At 57.1% G+C, this 14,398-nt stretch carries 12 protein-coding genes; 6 read left to right on the top strand and 6 right to left on the bottom strand.

Annotated features, from left to right (window positions below):
* Nucleotides 1-187: 187 nt before the first annotated feature.
* On the bottom strand, nt 188-1,132 hold the full coding sequence (locus QE435_RS07305) for an amino acid ABC transporter substrate-binding protein (protein ID WP_349040785.1): 945 nt from the start codon (nt 1,130-1,132) through the stop codon (nt 188-190).
* Between the two features lie 4 nt (nt 1,133-1,136).
* Nucleotides 1,137-3,347 (bottom strand): EAL domain-containing protein, encoded by a 2,211-nt coding sequence (locus QE435_RS07300; protein WP_349040784.1) that lies wholly within the window; start codon nt 3,345-3,347, stop codon nt 1,137-1,139.
* A gap of 263 nt (nt 3,348-3,610) precedes the next feature.
* Here QE435_RS07300 and QE435_RS07295 point away from each other — a divergent pair, with 263 nt between their 5' ends.
* Nucleotides 3,611-4,543 carry a methylenetetrahydrofolate reductase gene (locus QE435_RS07295; protein WP_349040783.1) on the top strand — a complete coding sequence of 311 codons (933 nt, stop codon included), beginning with the start codon at nt 3,611-3,613 and terminating at the stop codon, nt 4,541-4,543.
* Between the two features lie 40 nt (nt 4,544-4,583).
* On the opposite strand, the gene QE435_RS07290 is transcribed toward QE435_RS07295, so the two are convergent.
* The 4 genes from QE435_RS07290 to QE435_RS07275 are packed head-to-tail and all read right to left on the bottom strand — an operon-like array spanning nt 4,584 to nt 8,470.
* A complete protein-coding gene (locus QE435_RS07290) occupies nt 4,584-5,501 on the bottom strand; it encodes an ROK family protein (protein ID WP_349040782.1) in 918 nt (305 codons plus the stop codon).
* Nucleotides 5,498-6,679, bottom strand: coding sequence for an N-acetylglucosamine-6-phosphate deacetylase (gene nagA / locus QE435_RS07285; protein ID WP_349040781.1), 1,182 nt, complete (start codon nt 6,677-6,679; stop codon nt 5,498-5,500). Before nagA ends, QE435_RS07290 begins: the two co-directional genes overlap by 4 nt.
* Nucleotides 6,676-7,698, bottom strand: a complete 1,023-nt coding sequence (locus QE435_RS07280; RefSeq protein ID WP_306928190.1) for an SIS domain-containing protein — start codon at nt 7,696-7,698, stop codon at nt 6,676-6,678. The genes nagA and QE435_RS07280 overlap by 4 nt, the downstream gene beginning before the upstream one ends.
* Nucleotides 7,699-7,720: 22 nt before the next feature.
* Nucleotides 7,721-8,470: a GntR family transcriptional regulator gene (locus tag QE435_RS07275; protein WP_309770201.1), complete on the bottom strand. Its 750-nt coding sequence runs from the start codon at nt 8,468-8,470 to the stop codon at nt 7,721-7,723.
* A 473-nt stretch (nt 8,471-8,943) separates the two neighbouring features.
* On the opposite strand from QE435_RS07275, the gene QE435_RS07270 reads away from it, so the two are divergent.
* The 5 genes from QE435_RS07270 to ugpC all read left to right on the top strand — a co-directional run bounded on the left by QE435_RS07270 (nt 8,944) and on the right by ugpC (nt 14,381).
* On the top strand, nt 8,944-10,122 hold the full coding sequence (locus tag QE435_RS07270; protein ID WP_309770200.1) for a Gfo/Idh/MocA family oxidoreductase: 1,179 nt from the start codon (nt 8,944-8,946) through the stop codon (nt 10,120-10,122).
* A 13-nt stretch (nt 10,123-10,135) separates the two neighbouring features.
* Nucleotides 10,136-11,020: a sugar ABC transporter permease gene (locus QE435_RS07265; protein WP_062441711.1), complete on the top strand. Its 885-nt coding sequence runs from the start codon at nt 10,136-10,138 to the stop codon at nt 11,018-11,020.
* Complete coding sequence (locus tag QE435_RS07260) at nt 11,017-11,877, top strand: carbohydrate ABC transporter permease (RefSeq protein ID WP_349040780.1); 861 nt, start codon at nt 11,017-11,019, stop codon at nt 11,875-11,877. Before QE435_RS07265 ends, QE435_RS07260 begins: the two co-directional genes overlap by 4 nt.
* A gap of 95 nt (nt 11,878-11,972) precedes the next feature.
* Nucleotides 11,973-13,136, top strand: a complete 1,164-nt coding sequence (locus tag QE435_RS07255; RefSeq protein WP_309770630.1) for an ABC transporter substrate-binding protein — start codon at nt 11,973-11,975, stop codon at nt 13,134-13,136.
* A gap of 126 nt (nt 13,137-13,262) precedes the next feature.
* A complete protein-coding gene (gene ugpC / locus QE435_RS07250; RefSeq protein ID WP_349040779.1) occupies nt 13,263-14,381 on the top strand; it encodes a sn-glycerol-3-phosphate ABC transporter ATP-binding protein UgpC in 1,119 nt (372 codons plus the stop codon).
* The last annotated feature ends 17 nt before the right edge of the window (nt 14,382-14,398 follow it).

The following is a 14,398-nucleotide window of genomic DNA, read 5'->3' as shown; positions in this document are numbered from 1 at the left end:
ATCCTCGTGTTTTGACTTTCACACCTCTACAGCCTGCACATGCTCACCAAACGCCATCTGTGAAAATCGGACCACCACTACAGCTTGGTTCCGAGACGCACGGCACTTAGGTTTCTCTGCCTGATGGAATTTATCACTCCGATATAAGATGCTGCGTATCTCGCCAGAGGGGCAGCAGAGGTCGAGTTCATTGATCATACTCCGCTGGATTCTTGAATTCCGCCCTCAGTTCCTCCGAGATCGGGAGATTGAAATTGCGGTTCATCGGCGGCACCGGAGACATGAACCACTTATCGTAAATCCTGTTTATCTCGCCGCTCGTGTAAATCTTGTACAGGGCTTGGTTGACCAGCGTCTTGAATGCAACGTCATCCTTGGGCAACATAATTCCATAGGGTTCGGCGGGTCCGAACTTGTCTTGTGAAATCGCATATTCCTCTGGTGCGTCCGAAAAAGCGACCTGTCCGGCGAGAAGAACATCGTCCATGACGAAGGCGGATGCACGGTTGTTTTTCACCATTGCAAAGCCCTCGGAATCCACTTTGGCGATCAGAACCGAGATGTTCAGATTGTGAGTTCTGTTGACGTCCTGCAACTGCTCGATGTTGATGGTGCCGGTCGTCGAGGCGACGGATCGACCTGCGAGATCCTGGATCGTGTTGAAGCCGCTCGCCTTCTTCGCCACAAAACGCGTGGCGCTGTAGAAGTGCGGATAAGAGAATGCCACCTGCTTGCGTCTTTCCGCATTGTTGGTCGTTGCGGCGCACTCCATATCGACCTTGCCAGATTTGACCAGCACGAAGCGGGTTCCTGGCGTCGCAACAGCGTAATCGACCTTGATCCTGTCAAGTTTGAGCGCATCCCGGATGTACTCGGCAACCTCCTTGCAGATGTCGATGGAATAGCCTGCCACAGTACCATCCGCCGTGACATAGGAGAAAGGGACCCCATCGGTACGATGCCCGATGGTGATCGTCTTCGTCTGCTTAATCTTATCGACGGTCGAGTTCGCAACACTGCCGGCCTGCGCGGTCAGCGACAGAGGAAAGTTGCATGCGAGCAGAGTGAGCGGGACTGAGAGAAAACGCGACCGTCTTGACCAGAAATATCTAAAAATATGAAAAAATTCCATTTTTCTAACCGTGAGCTATTTTGACAGGATCGGAATGCTTTAGGTTTTCAATCTCCGATAGAGGCATTGGGCGACCGAGGTGATAACCCTGCAAAAGGTCGCATCCGGCAGCGCGAAGCAGCGAAAGCTGTTCCTGCGTTTCCACGCCTTCAGCCGTCGTTTTTAGTCCAAGGCCTGCGGCGATGTGAATGAGACCCTGAATGATTGCGAGGCTCTGCGTGTTGCTCATCACTTCGGCGATAAAGCTGCGGTCGATCTTGATCTTGCCGATCGGAAGCTTGGTCAGATAGGCAAGGCTGGAATAGCCGGTCCCGAAATCATCGAGCGCGATCCTGACACCAAGCGCCCGGATGTCTTGCAGACATGTTGTAGCCTCGGCTCCTGACAGGAGAACGGTTTCCGTCAACTCGATCTCGAGCCGCGATGCTGGCAGGCCGCTATCCGTCAGTGCCCTTTGAACCTTTTCGGCAAGATCACCCTGCTGTAGTTCGATCGCGGAGATGTTGACGGCCACTGTTGCGTCATTTGGCAGTCGCATGGCTTCCTGGCACGCGCGCTTCAACACCCAGTCGCCGATTGCACAAATCTGGCCGGTCTTCTCGGCCAGCGGAATGAAATCGTCGGGTGTCACCCAGCCGCGAACCGGGTGCTGCCAGCGCACAAGCGCTTCATAGGCGACAGGCTCTGGATTGGAGAAACAGAAGATCGGCTGATAGTGCAGCACCAGTTCGTCCCGCTGAACTGCAAGGTCGAGATCCTGCTGCAGTTCGTGGTCCTGTTCTTTCGACATTTCCATTCCGTGTTCGAAGAACCGGAAATTCCCACGGCCCTCGGACTTGGCGGAGTAAAGCGCCACATCCGCGTGTTTGAGCAATTCGGACATCTCATGACCGTGAAGCGGCGCTATCGAAATGCCGACGCTGGCTCCGACGGACGCCTCTTTGCCCAGCAACACAAAGGGCCGCGATGCAGAAGCGATGATACCCTTCGCCAGGCGACCGGCCTCACGCACCGCATTTTTTCGGACGATCTGCAGGATAGCGAATTCGTCACCGCCAAGCCGGGCGACCATGTCCTGCGGCCCGATCAATTGCAGTAGGCGCTCTGCGAAGGAAACGAGAAGAGCATCGCCGCTTGCGTGGCCCAATACGTCATTGACCGCCTTGAAGCGGTCGAGATCGAGAAGCATGAGATTGAAACGATGGCCGTTCGCCAACTCTGCGATCTCACCTTCCAGACGCTTGCTGAAGAAGGCACGGTTTGGTAGTCCGGTCAGTGGATCGTGATGGGCAAGATGTTCCATCTGTTTTGCCACGTCGCGGATTTGGCGCAAGTTCTCCCGCTCGACCACCGCTTCGCGAACCTTCTCAATCGCGACCGCCACCCGACCGATTTCGTCATTGCGATGCTGAAATGGCGTCACCGAGGCTGTGTCGTCATGGGCGATTTTGGTCAACGCTTCGATCAGCGCGGGCACCGGCATGAAGACCTTGCGCATCATGAGCGCAACGACCCCACCAGTTACGAACAGAATGGTGATGAGAAGCGCAAGGGAGTTATGCAGAAGCTTGGTTTGTGTTTCGAGAAGCTCGGATGCCTCGCCGATCGTCGTCACCACACCGCCCTGCAGCTTTCCGTCTTGATTGACCACGGGAACAAAAGCGATGAAGTGCCGCACGGTACCGAGTTCGGCAAAACCGACGTAAAATGCATTCAATGCCGTGTCTTCGGGCAGCTTCAACGAGATATTTTCCACGTCCCCCAACGCGTCGGCGGAACTGGTGAAGGTCTGTCCAGTGGGGTCCTTTTGAAAAATCCAGACATTGTTCTTGGTTTGCGCAGCCGCAAGCGCCAGAACATCCCCGGGATTGAAGCCAGTATCCAGAATGGACGCATCATCCCCCAGCGGTCGTTCGCTGGTAATCTTGACGATCTGGCCGCTATTATCACTGTCGATGGAGATGAAGGTGTAGATCGTACGGATCGCAGAGCTCGTCACCTGTGCGTTCAGTTCTGCCTCTCGACGCCACTGGTCGAGCGAGTCCCGCTCGACCATGATCCAGCCGACAGCGGCACCAACAAGGTAGGCAAGCACAATGCTGGACACGAGCGAAACGGTAATCTTCCAGAACAACGACTGGTACCAGACAACTCTGGCCGGCCGTGCTGGCGCGTCTGCCTCGAAATGATCCGCACTTTCCGTGCTCAAGAGCATCTGGCTCTCACTTTTGCCTCTTATCAAATAAAAATCAGGTCAAATTTATCTTCTAGCGTCTCGTTACGTCGCAGTTTGCGAGCACCACTCTTAAGCAAGAGAGTAAAGATATCCTGACATCGTTCTGCGAGATTCTATGGGATGGATAAAAAAGAGCAAACAGGCCGATTACCCCAGATCAGACGCAGTCCAATTGCAGATCTGGCTCGGAAATGGCGGCTCCTCTAAACCTGGCGCGTGGCAGGCAGAAAGAAAATCAGCATATGGCAATACTGAAATTCACCGATCGGGCGAAGAACAAGAGCGGCGCTGGTGCAAAATCCTCCAGCGCTCTGCTCAATCCCTACTCCATTGAGGTGACGCCGAAGACCGCCGCAAAGATCAATGACTTTTCCAAATTTCTTCCCGCTGGAACACGGGTCTATATCGCCCATATCGCGGGAACATCGATCCAGGACATGGTCGCCACGGCAAAGCGCCTTCGCCAGGACGGTTTTGCTGTCATGCCGCACTTTCCGGCACGCAGCATTCCCGACATCGCCACTCTGGGGAGTTGGATAGAACTCTATCGCCATGAGTCCGATGTGACCGAGGCCCTGCTGCTCGGAGGTGGAGAAACACGTCCCGTCGGCTCAATCGAAAGCTCGATCCAGTTGCTGGAGAGCGGCCTCTTCGATCGGTATGGTTTCAAACGCCTGCATGTGGCAGGCCACCCGGAAGGGAGCCGTGACATCGATCCGGACGGCACGACGCGCAATGTCGATAGCGCGTTGAAATGGAAAGCGGACTTTTCTCGCGTGACCGATGCCGAGATGGCCATCGTCACGCAATTCGGCTTCGAGCCCACGGTCATCACGACATGGGCGGAACGGATCGCAGAGGCTGGCATTACCCTTCCGATCCATGTGGGGATTGCGGGGCCAGCCAAACTTCAGACCCTGATCAAGTTCGCCATATCCTGCGGCGTCGGCCCTTCATTGAAGGTGCTGCAAAAGCGGGCTTTGGACGTAACGCGCTTGCTCATGCCCTATGAGCCGACCGAGATGGTGGAGGCGCTCACCACTTACGTCGAGAACAATCCGGCGTCGCTGATATCGCAGCTCCATTTATTCCCACTCGGCGGAATCGAGCCCGCGGCCCGGTGGGTGGGAGACAATACCGTTACTCAGTCTCACGCTGCCACTGCGACATTATAAGCAAGCAGCTAAGATTGCGCAGCGAACTCATTCTTAGGAATTAACCGTCAGACGAGGTAAATGCCAACCCAAGGACTGCCGCACCGACAAGGCCGGGCTCAATGGCACATTCAGCCTTGACCACGACCGGACGTTGGAATTTGCGGAGAATTCTCGCTCTCACGGCTTGATCGAGCGCCTTAATCAGCGGCAACGAGTTGGAAAGCCCTCCGCCGACAGGAACGATGGTCGCGCCGGTCATATTGATAACGAGCGACAGGGGCGCGGACACGATATCGATATAGATCTCGATCGTGCGCGCAGCTTTTTCATCGCCGCCCTGCCAGGCGTCCAGAATCTCTTCCGCATTCATATCGGTGCCGGTCAGGTGACGGTGCAGCTTCTCCATGCCGCGCGCGCTGCCAATGGCATCGACACATCCATCGAGTCCGCAACCGCAGGTAAAGCGCGGCAGTTCCACAGGCGGATTTCCGGCACGTGTGGCAGCAACGGGACCGTGGCCCCACTCCCCCGCAAAGCCACCGGCACTGTTGATCAGTTTGCCATCCACAACGAGGCCGCCGCCAACGCCCGTCCCGAGAATAGCGCCGAAGACGACGCGATGGCCACGCCCTGCGCCTGCGCCATATTCCGCAAGCGCGCAACAGTCCGCATCATTGGCAATCAGCACGGGAAGCCCAAGCGCTGCCTCGAGGTCTGCTTTCAAAAGACGTCCATGAGCGCAGGGAATGTTGGCGATGTTGGCGCGGTCGGTATCGGGGTCGATGACGCCAGCAATCGACAGCGCGACGCAGTCCGGGTTCTCTCCGATGTCTTCAATCACGGATTTCAACACGTTCACGAAGGCATCGAAATCATGGATCGGCGTTTGCCGCCGCGCAACCGGGCGGATGTCATCGACCGCCCAGGCACCAGCGCCCTTGATGGCGGTGCCGCCAATATCGAAACAGACGATCAAGCCGCAGCCCCTTGTGAGAAATCGTTACCAAAGACGCAAGCGCCGGCGATGAAGGTCGCCATCAGGCTCAGATCCTGTTTCAACACCAGGACATCGGCGTCCATCCCGACGGCGAGACTGCCCTTGGTGGCGCAACCAATCGCCTCCGCCGGATAGAGCGAGGCCATATTCAGGGCTTCCGTCAAGGGCAATCCGATATGTTCATGGGCGAAACGCACGCAGGACAGCATATCGATATCGGCGCCTGCAAGCGTGCCATCGGCAAGCGTCAAACGCCCTCCACGTCGGAACACTTCACGATCGTTGAGGAGGAATCCTTGCTGATCGGTACCGATGGTCGACATGGCGTCCGTTACCAGGAATATCCGGCCTGGCCCCTGCTTGGCAGCGAGCGCCACCTGCATCACGATGGGATCGACATGGAACCCATCGGCAATAAGACCGCAGGACAAGCGGCCGTTGGCGAGTGCCACACCGACCAGCCCCGGCTCGCGATTTTCCATCTGGCTCATCGCATTGAAGAGATGCGTGACCATGGATGCGCCAGCCGAGACATAAGGCAAAATGTCACGCGCTTTCGCATTGGTGTGACCGAGGCTCACGACATATCCGGCTTCAACCAGTTTGGTGACATCTGCGGCTGAGACGCTTTCCGGCGCTAGCGTGATCAGGGCCTCACCGAAGTGACCGGCCTTGCCGACGAGGAAATGCAGATCGTCACTCTCAAGGGGGCGGATCAGCGAAGGATCGTGGGTCCCCTTGCGAGCGACGGACAGATGCGGACCTTCAAGATGAAGACCGAGATAGCCCGGCACGTTTTCCGCAAAGGCAGCAACACCGGCGGCAACGGCCCTTGCGCGGATATCGACCGTATCGGTGATCACGGTCGGCAGAAGAGCGGTGGTGCCGTAGGCTGCGTGGGCAGAGCAGATCGTTCGGATGCCGTCGAGGTCGGGCTGATTATTCAGCAATACCCCGCCGCCGCCATTCACCTGAAGATCGATAAATCCGGGAACGATGAGGCCACCGGCGACGTCGCGCCGCTCGATGGAGGAAGAGAGATCCGCCTCAGCTAAGATGGCATTGATACGACCATTCTCAACGACAACCGCGTAGCCATCCAGAAAAGTGGCATGGTTGAAAACCCGGCCGCCACACAACGCGAATGAAGCATTCATCGTGTTTCTGTCACCTTCTTGAGGGCAGCAGGCTTGTCGGGATCGAAGCCACGCGCACGCGACAGCGCTTCAACCATGCCATAGTAAGGGACAATCAGCGCCAAGGCATCGGTCAGCGGGTGACCCGTCTCAACGAAGGGAAGAACGGTGGCACCCCTGCCCTTGTCGGATGTCAGATAGACATTGGCATTCTTGCTGACGAGACCGGATGCCGTTTCGGCAATCGAGGCTTCCGCCTTGTCACGTGCGGCAAAGGCAATCACGGGAAAGCTTTCGGCAACCAGCGAAACCGGGCCATGCAGCACCTCGGCCGATGAGTAGGCTTCCGCGTGCAGCTCGCAGGTTTCCTTGCATTTCAGCGCTGCTTCCGTGGCAATGGCGAGTGCCGGGCCACGGCCAAGCATATAAAGAGATTCTGCCTTCGCCAGCGGTTCCACCAGCCCGCTCCAATCGAGCGCAAGCGCCTTGTCGAGATGATCGGGCAGCGCTGCCACCGCCCTCTTCAGGGAGTCCGAGCCGCTCCATTCACCGAGAACTGCCAGTCCGGCAACGATCGAATTGACATAGGACTTGGTCGCGGCAACCGCAATTTCTGGCCCAGCCTGGATATTGAGCGCAATCGAGGCAGTGTCGGCGAGAGGGGATGGTGTCGTATTGACGAGAGATACGGTCAATGCGCCGCCTGCCTTTGCACCTTCCAGCATCGAGACGATATCCGGGCTTGCACCCGACTGCGAAACCGCGAAGGCAGCAGCCCGCTGCAGGCGCAGTGGCGCCTTGTAGATCGAAGCCAGCGAGGGACCGAGAGACGCGACCGGCAGACCGAGTTCAAGCTCTATGGCATATTTCAGGAAATAGGCTGCGTGGTCCGAAGAGCCACGAGCGACCGTGACCACAACGGCGGGATCGTGGGCCGCAAGAGCGTGTCCTGCCCGCGAAATATCGTCTTTCCCGGCATCCAGCAGCCGGGCTACGGCCTGGGGGATCTCGTCGATTTCGCGTCGCATCATTGTCGTCATTAGTATGGCCTCTCGGTTTTGATCAGGCGCCGATCGTGAGTTCTGCGACGAGATCGTAGGCGTCGCTGCGATAAAGCGCGGTGGACACTTCCATCACGCGCCCCGTACTGAGATAGGCGATACGCTGCACGGAAAGTGCAGCGGAGCCCGGTGGAACCTCCAGCAGTTCGCTTTCGTCATCGCGCAGCAGCACGGCGGAGATTCTTTGATTGGCGCGAACCGGGCGAATGTCGCGGGCAGCCAGCGCGAGATAAAGCGAATCTTCCACCTTCTCAGGCTCAGGCAGAATATCGTCCGGAAGGCTGGTGCGCTCGAGTGCAATCGGCATATCGTCGGCCGTGCGCAGACGCAGGATCCGTGCGACACGCGCCCCGCCCGACAGGCCAAGCATCATGGTTTCCTCAGGGGTCGGGAATTTGAGCCCGCGCTCCAGCCACCGCGATCCTGCAACCATTCCACGACGACGCATGTCTTCTGTAAAAGAGGTCAAACGCGTCAAGGGCTGCTGCATCTTCGGCACCGGCTTGGCGACGAAGGTTCCAGACCCGTGCCTGCGCACCAAAATGCCCTGCTCGACCAATTCGTCGATGGCCTTTCGGACCGTCACCCGGCTGATCGCTGCGGCGTCGGCGATATCCCGTTCGGCCGGTAGCGCATCCCCGTGCTTCAGCCGGCCCGTGGAGACGGCATCCTCGATCAGGCGGCGCAACTTCTGGTAAAGCGGCCCGCCTCTTAATGCCTGCAATTCACCAAACGGCAAAACACCGTCCATTGCGCCTCTCCGATCTGTGCCCAAGCGATAGTCCCGCCTCCCATGGCGGAAACCGTCCCTTTCAGACACCATACCAAAACAGATACCAATACAACGCCACATTGGCAATATGCAGAACCAATCAATCGAAAACCAGTAAAATTGCAGCGATTTCAACGCCGAACATCTATTCCAGGATCACTTCCGAAGAAATTTTTGTTCCACTGTAGACAGAAGGTATTTTTTTGGTATTAGTTATTAACAACGACGACCGGCCTGCGGAAAACCGAAAGTGGCTGGCGAGGGGAAATGCCCAAGACTCCAGTGTTTAGACGTTCATCGCTCACGCCCCCAAAAGGCGGAGACCAAGAAAACAATTCTGAGTGTGAAAATTATTTTCATAGTTACAATCGATCGCGGTTTTTCCGGTTGACCATACGGGAAATTTGCAACAGGCTACGAAAATAAATTACGAAAAGGGGAGCTGCAAAGCCATGAAAGTCGCAATAATCGGACTCGGATTCCGCCTTGGCTATCTCGGCCAGGTCTTCACGGAAATCGATCCTGATTTTGAGATCGTCGCCCATGTCGACCCCGAGCCAGCAGGCATGAAGCAGCTGGAAGCAGAAAACATTTCGGCTGGCCGCGCTTACGAAACCCCTGAAGAGATGATCGCGAAGGAAACCTTCGATCTTCTCATGATCGGCTCTCCCAATACATTCCATCTGGAACATATCCGCATCGGTCTGGAGGCAGGCCTGAAGGTCTTCACCGAAAAGCCGATCGTTACCACCATCGAAGAGAGCTTCGAACTCGCACGGCTTTTGAACCAGTATGGTCAGGACCGCCTAATGGTCGGTCTGGTGCTTCGCTACTCGCCGCTCTACCGCGATCTGCGGCAGGCACAGGCTCAGGGACTTCTCGGCGATATCGCCTCGATCGAAGCCTCCGAGCACATCGCACCCTATCACGGCGCGTTCTTCATGCGAGACTGGCGCCGCTACGACAAGTACGCCGGCGGCTTCATGCTGGAAAAATGCTGCCACGACCTCGACCTTTATAACGGCGTGATGGGCGTGCGCCCCCGCTATGTCTCGAGCTTCGGCGGACGTCGCAGCTTTGTGCCGACAAACGCTCCGCAGAATAGCGGCGTCAACGATCTCGACGTCTATTTCCGCAAGCCAAGCGGCTGGATGGGTGCCGACAAGGTGTTCGATAGCGACGGAGACATCATCGACTTCCAGACCGCCATCGTCGAATACGAAAACGGTGCGTCACTGGCATTCCACACGAACCTCAACGTGCCTGATGAATTCCGCCGCTTCTGCGTCGTCGGCGCAAAGGGCATGGCGGAAGGCGATTTCGTCCGGGGCTTCCTCGACGTTCACCGCGCCCATGACAGCGCCAAGCTGATCGGCAACACCTATCAGGCGCCATCGGTGAAGTCTCACCATTACGGGGCGGACGAGCAGATGGCAGCCGACGTTTTCGCACATGTTACGACCGGGGCTGCCCTTCCTGTTTCGGCGCTCGACGCAATTGAAGCAGGCATCCTGGCGATTGCCATGGACGAGGCGCGTGCTGCCCGCAAGGTGGTCGATCTGGCGCCGGTCTGGGCAAAGTACGACGCTTGCCTCCACGGCACCGAAGACGCGCAAAAGCGCTCCGCCTGATGAAAGGGTGATCATGGACACCAGACGAAGCGCCGTTTTCTTCGCATGGCTGCTTTTGGCGCCAGCCCTTCTCTACGTTCTCGCGGTCGTCGCCTACCCGCTTGTCGATACCTTTATTCTGTCCTTCACCGACGCATCGCTGAAGAAGACCACAAATTGGGTGGGTTGGGCCAACTACGACAAGATATTCAATGCTTCTTTTGCGGAAGTCATCATCCGTACCTTCATCTGGACGTTCTTTTCCGTGGCGCTCAAGATGATTATCGGCACGTTCGGCGCAACCATGCTGAATGCTGCCGTACCAGGCCGGACACTCTTTAGAGTACTGACAATGCCGCCCTGGATCGTCCCGATGGCGATCGGCATCTTCATGTGGGGCTGGATGTATAATGGCCAGTTCGGCATGATTTCCGGCCTGCTGCAACGCGCCGGTCTGGTCGATGGACCGGTCGCCTTCCTGGCACAGGGCTCCACAGCATTCTGGGCGACCGTCGTGACCGACGTGTGGATCGGCGTTCCAATGGTCACGTTGTACTTTCTCGCGGCCATGCAGTCGATCCCCCAGGATCTCTATGAGGCTGCATGGGTGGATGGCGCCGGACGCTTTTATCGTTTCCGCCGCATCACGCTGCCGCTTCTCGTCCCGTCCATGATCACCATGTCGATGCTGTCGCTGATTTCGACCTTCAACTCCTTCGACATCATCTGGATTTTGACCCGCGGCGGTCCGAACGGCGAAACAACGACGATGATCATCGATACCTACAAGACTGCGATCGGCTCTTACAAGTATGGTGAGGGTGCTGCACGCGCCGTGTTGATCTGCATCTTCCTGTCCCTCTTCTGCATTGCCTATTTCCGCATTGTCAGCAAGCTTTCCCCCGGAGAGAAGCGATGACACCTCCTCCCGCACTGATCAACCGCTACAAATGGTACGAAGTCCTCGCGATCTATTGCGGCATCGCGCTGTTCCTTATCTTTGTGCTGTCGCCCTTTGTCGAAGGCTTTCTGGTGTCGCTGAAGCCGCTCAGCCAGCTCTTCTCGTCACCCTATCGCTTCTGGCCGGAAAACGGCTCCTTTGAAGCGTATAGAACGATGTGGGTGAGCGTACCGGGCTTTGCCCGCTACATTTTCAACTCCTTCCTAATCTCGGGCAGCATCACACTGATCGTCCTGGTCTTCGTTATTCCAGCGGCTTACGCTTTCGCGAGATTTGACTTCAAGGGCATGGATGTGTTGCTGGGTGGCTTCCTCGCCGTGAAGATGTTCTCCGGTGCTGTACTGCTGATCCCACTCTTCCGTCTAATGCGTTCCATAGGCGTGCTGAACACGTATATGGCGATGATCATTCCAGGCGTAGCCTTTATTATTCCGACCGGAATATGGCTCTTGGTCACCTACATCAAACGCATTCCTCGGGAACTGGATGAGGCTGCCTATGTCGATGGCGCGGGCTACTTCTATACGCTGCGCCGCGTCATCATCCCAGTCGCAATGCCCGGTATCATGGTCGTGGCGATCTCGTCCTTCATCGAAGCCTATGCGCAACAATTCATCTACGCGCTAACCTTCAACTCAAAATCTGAATATATGCCTCTGCCGGTTGGCCTGTTCGCCTATTTCGGCCGCCAAGAGGTCATCTGGAACGAACTCATGGCCGCAAGTTTCGTCGGCATTGCGCCGGCGATGATCGTGATCTTCTTCCTGCAACGCTATCTCGTCAGCGGACTGACCGCAGGCGCGGTGAAACAATAAAACAACCACCAGAGAATGGGAGACTGACCGTGAATACCAAATTCAAGTTTACCCTCTACGCGCTGAGCCTTGCTGCTTCCACAGCACTGGGCGCCATGTCTGCACAGGCTGCCGACAAGGAAATCTCCTGGATTTATTGCGGCGACAAGATCGACCCTATCCATGAGAAGTACATCAAGGAATGGGAAAGCAAGAACGAAGGCTGGACCGTCAAGCCAGAAGTCGTGGGCTGGGAACAGTGCCAGGACAAGGCAACGACGCTTGCAGCATCCGGCTCTCCAGCCGCCATGGCCTATGTCGGCTCGCGCACGCTGAAGCAATTCTCTGAGAACGACATGATCGTTCCGGTCCCGATGACGGATGAGGAAAAGAAGTCCTATTACCCGCACATCGTCGACACGGTTACCGTTGACGGCCAACAGTGGGGCGTTCCGATCGCCTTCTCCACCAAGGCTCTCTACTGGAACAAGGACCTTTTCAAGAAGGCAGGTCTCGATCCTGAAACGCCACCGAAGACCTGGGCGGAAGAAATCGCCTTTGCCAAGCAGATCAAGGAAAAGACCGGCATTGCCGGTTACGGCCTCCCTGCGAAGACCTTCGACAACACCATGCACCAGTTCATGCACTGGGTTTACACCAACAACGGCAAGGTCATCGATGGCGACAAGATCGTCATGGACAGCCCTGAAGTGCTGGCTGCCCTGCAGGCCTACAAGGACATCACGCCTTACTCCGTCGAAGGCGCAACGGCTTACGAGCAGAACGAAATCCGCGCGATCTTCCTCGACGGCAAGGTCGGCATGATCCAGGCTGGTTCGGGTGCAGCTTCGCGCCTGAAGAAGACCGGCATCAACTGGGGGATCGCAACACTCCCGCTCGGCCCTTCGGCCAAGGGCCCAGGCACGCTGCTCATCACCGATAGCCTTGCCATCTTCAAGGGTTCGGGCGTGGAAGACAAGGCGATCGAATTCGCCAAGTTCATCACCTCTCCTGGCCCCCAGGGCGAGTATGAGCTTCAGGGCGATGCCGGCCTGACGCCTCTGCGTCCTTCCGCGAAGGTCGATGAATTCGTTGCAAAGGACCCTTACTGGAAGCCTCTGATCGAGGGCATCACTTACGGTGGTCCTGAGCCGCTCTTCACCGACTATAAGGGCTTCCAGAACACCATGATCGAGATGGTCCAGTCTGTCGTCACCGGCAAGGCTGAGCCTGAAGCCGCGCTGAAGAAGGCGTCGGGCGAACTCGAGCAATACAAGTAAGACCGAACCGAAGGGGGCGCTGGTTCCAGCGTCCCCTTCGACACCACCGCATGGATCGAACAGCCTTGCGGTACACCAACAGCGCTGCCGAATGCACTGGGTGCAAACGGCCCTCTGGAGACGATCGTGGGTCAGCTTCATCTCAACAACGTTAAAAAATTCTACGGCGACTTTGAAGTTCTCAAAGGCGTGCAACTCAATGTTCCGCACGGAGAATTCGTCGTTTTCGTCGGCCCGTCCGGCTGCGGAAAATCAACGCTGCTGCGCATGATTGCAGGCCTGGAATCGATCAGTGACGGCGATATCGTCATTGACGGTATCCGCGTTAACGATAAGCCGCCGGTCGAGCGTGGCATCGCCATGGTCTTCCAGTCTTACGCGCTCTACCCTCACATGACCGTCTTCGAAAATATCGCCTTCCCACTGCGTGTCGAGAAGATGGCGGAGGATAAAATCCGCGAAAAGGTGCATGCGGTGGCCAAAATCCTGCAGCTAGAGCATCGCCTCGAACAGCGGCCTGGCATGCTGTCGGGCGGCCAGCGCCAGCGCGTCGCCATCGGCCGCGCGATTGTCCGCGAACCGAAAATCTTTCTTTTCGATGAGCCGCTGTCCAACCTCGATGCCGCGCTGCGCTCGGACATGCGTATCGAGCTGACCAAGCTTCATCGGCAGCTCAAAGCCACGATGATCTACGTGACCCACGACCAGGTGGAAGCCATGACCATGGCCGACCGCATCGTCGTTCTCAATGCCGGCAGCATCGCCCAGGTCGGTTCGCCACTGGAACTCTACCACAAGCCAGATAATCTCTTCGTCGCAGGCTTCATCGGCAATCCCAAGATGAACCTCCTGCCCGTGACCTGCGTGGAAGCCTCCGACACCGGTGTGACCATTGCTTATGAGGGCAAGCAATTGACGGTGCCTGTCGCGCGCGGACAAGTGCGGGCCGGCGATACGCTGACGCTTGGTATTCGCCCGGAGCACCTCAGCCTCGGTACCGGCGACATGACCATCACCACCATCCCAAGCGTTATCGAACGGCTTGGCATCAACACGATCTCCTATTCGACACTGTCCTCCGGCCAGCAGTGGTGTGCGCTTCTTCCAGGCTCTGCGCCGGTTGCGGTCGAGCAATCCGTCTCGGTCGCGATCAACGGCGCGGATTGCCATCTCTTCGATGGCGACGGCAACGCGCTGGAACGTCGCATCGACTGGAAGACACAGGAAATGCCAGTTCTGGCTTGATCCCTGTTTCGTCTAAA

Origin of the sequence: Agrobacterium sp. SORGH_AS 787 (assembly GCF_030819035.1) — a bacterium.
Taxonomy (GTDB): domain Bacteria; phylum Pseudomonadota; class Alphaproteobacteria; order Rhizobiales; family Rhizobiaceae; genus Agrobacterium; species Agrobacterium larrymoorei_B.
This window is presented reverse-complemented; position numbering and strand designations above follow the sequence as displayed.

Coding starts and splice junctions, on each gene's coding strand:
- nagA (WP_349040781.1), bottom strand. CDS start 6,679: ATGAATGCTTCATTCGCGTTGTGTGGCGGCCGGGTTTTCAACCATGCC.
- QE435_RS07270 (WP_309770200.1), top strand. CDS start 8,944: ATGAAAGTCGCAATAATCGGACTCGGATTCCGCCTTGGCTATCTCGGC.
- QE435_RS07275 (WP_309770201.1), bottom strand. CDS start 8,470: ATGGACGGTGTTTTGCCGTTTGGTGAATTGCAGGCATTAAGAGGCGGG.
- QE435_RS07255 (WP_309770630.1), top strand. CDS start 11,973: ATGTCTGCACAGGCTGCCGACAAGGAAATCTCCTGGATTTATTGCGGC.
- QE435_RS07305 (WP_349040785.1), bottom strand. CDS start 1,132: ATGGAATTTTTTCATATTTTTAGATATTTCTGGTCAAGACGGTCGCGT.
- QE435_RS07265 (WP_062441711.1), top strand. CDS start 10,136: ATGGACACCAGACGAAGCGCCGTTTTCTTCGCATGGCTGCTTTTGGCG.
- QE435_RS07300 (WP_349040784.1), bottom strand. CDS start 3,347: ATGCTCTTGAGCACGGAAAGTGCGGATCATTTCGAGGCAGACGCGCCA.
- QE435_RS07260 (WP_349040780.1), top strand. CDS start 11,017: ATGACACCTCCTCCCGCACTGATCAACCGCTACAAATGGTACGAAGTC.
- QE435_RS07295 (WP_349040783.1), top strand. CDS start 3,611: ATGGCAATACTGAAATTCACCGATCGGGCGAAGAACAAGAGCGGCGCT.
- QE435_RS07280 (WP_306928190.1), bottom strand. CDS start 7,698: ATGACGACAATGATGCGACGCGAAATCGACGAGATCCCCCAGGCCGTA.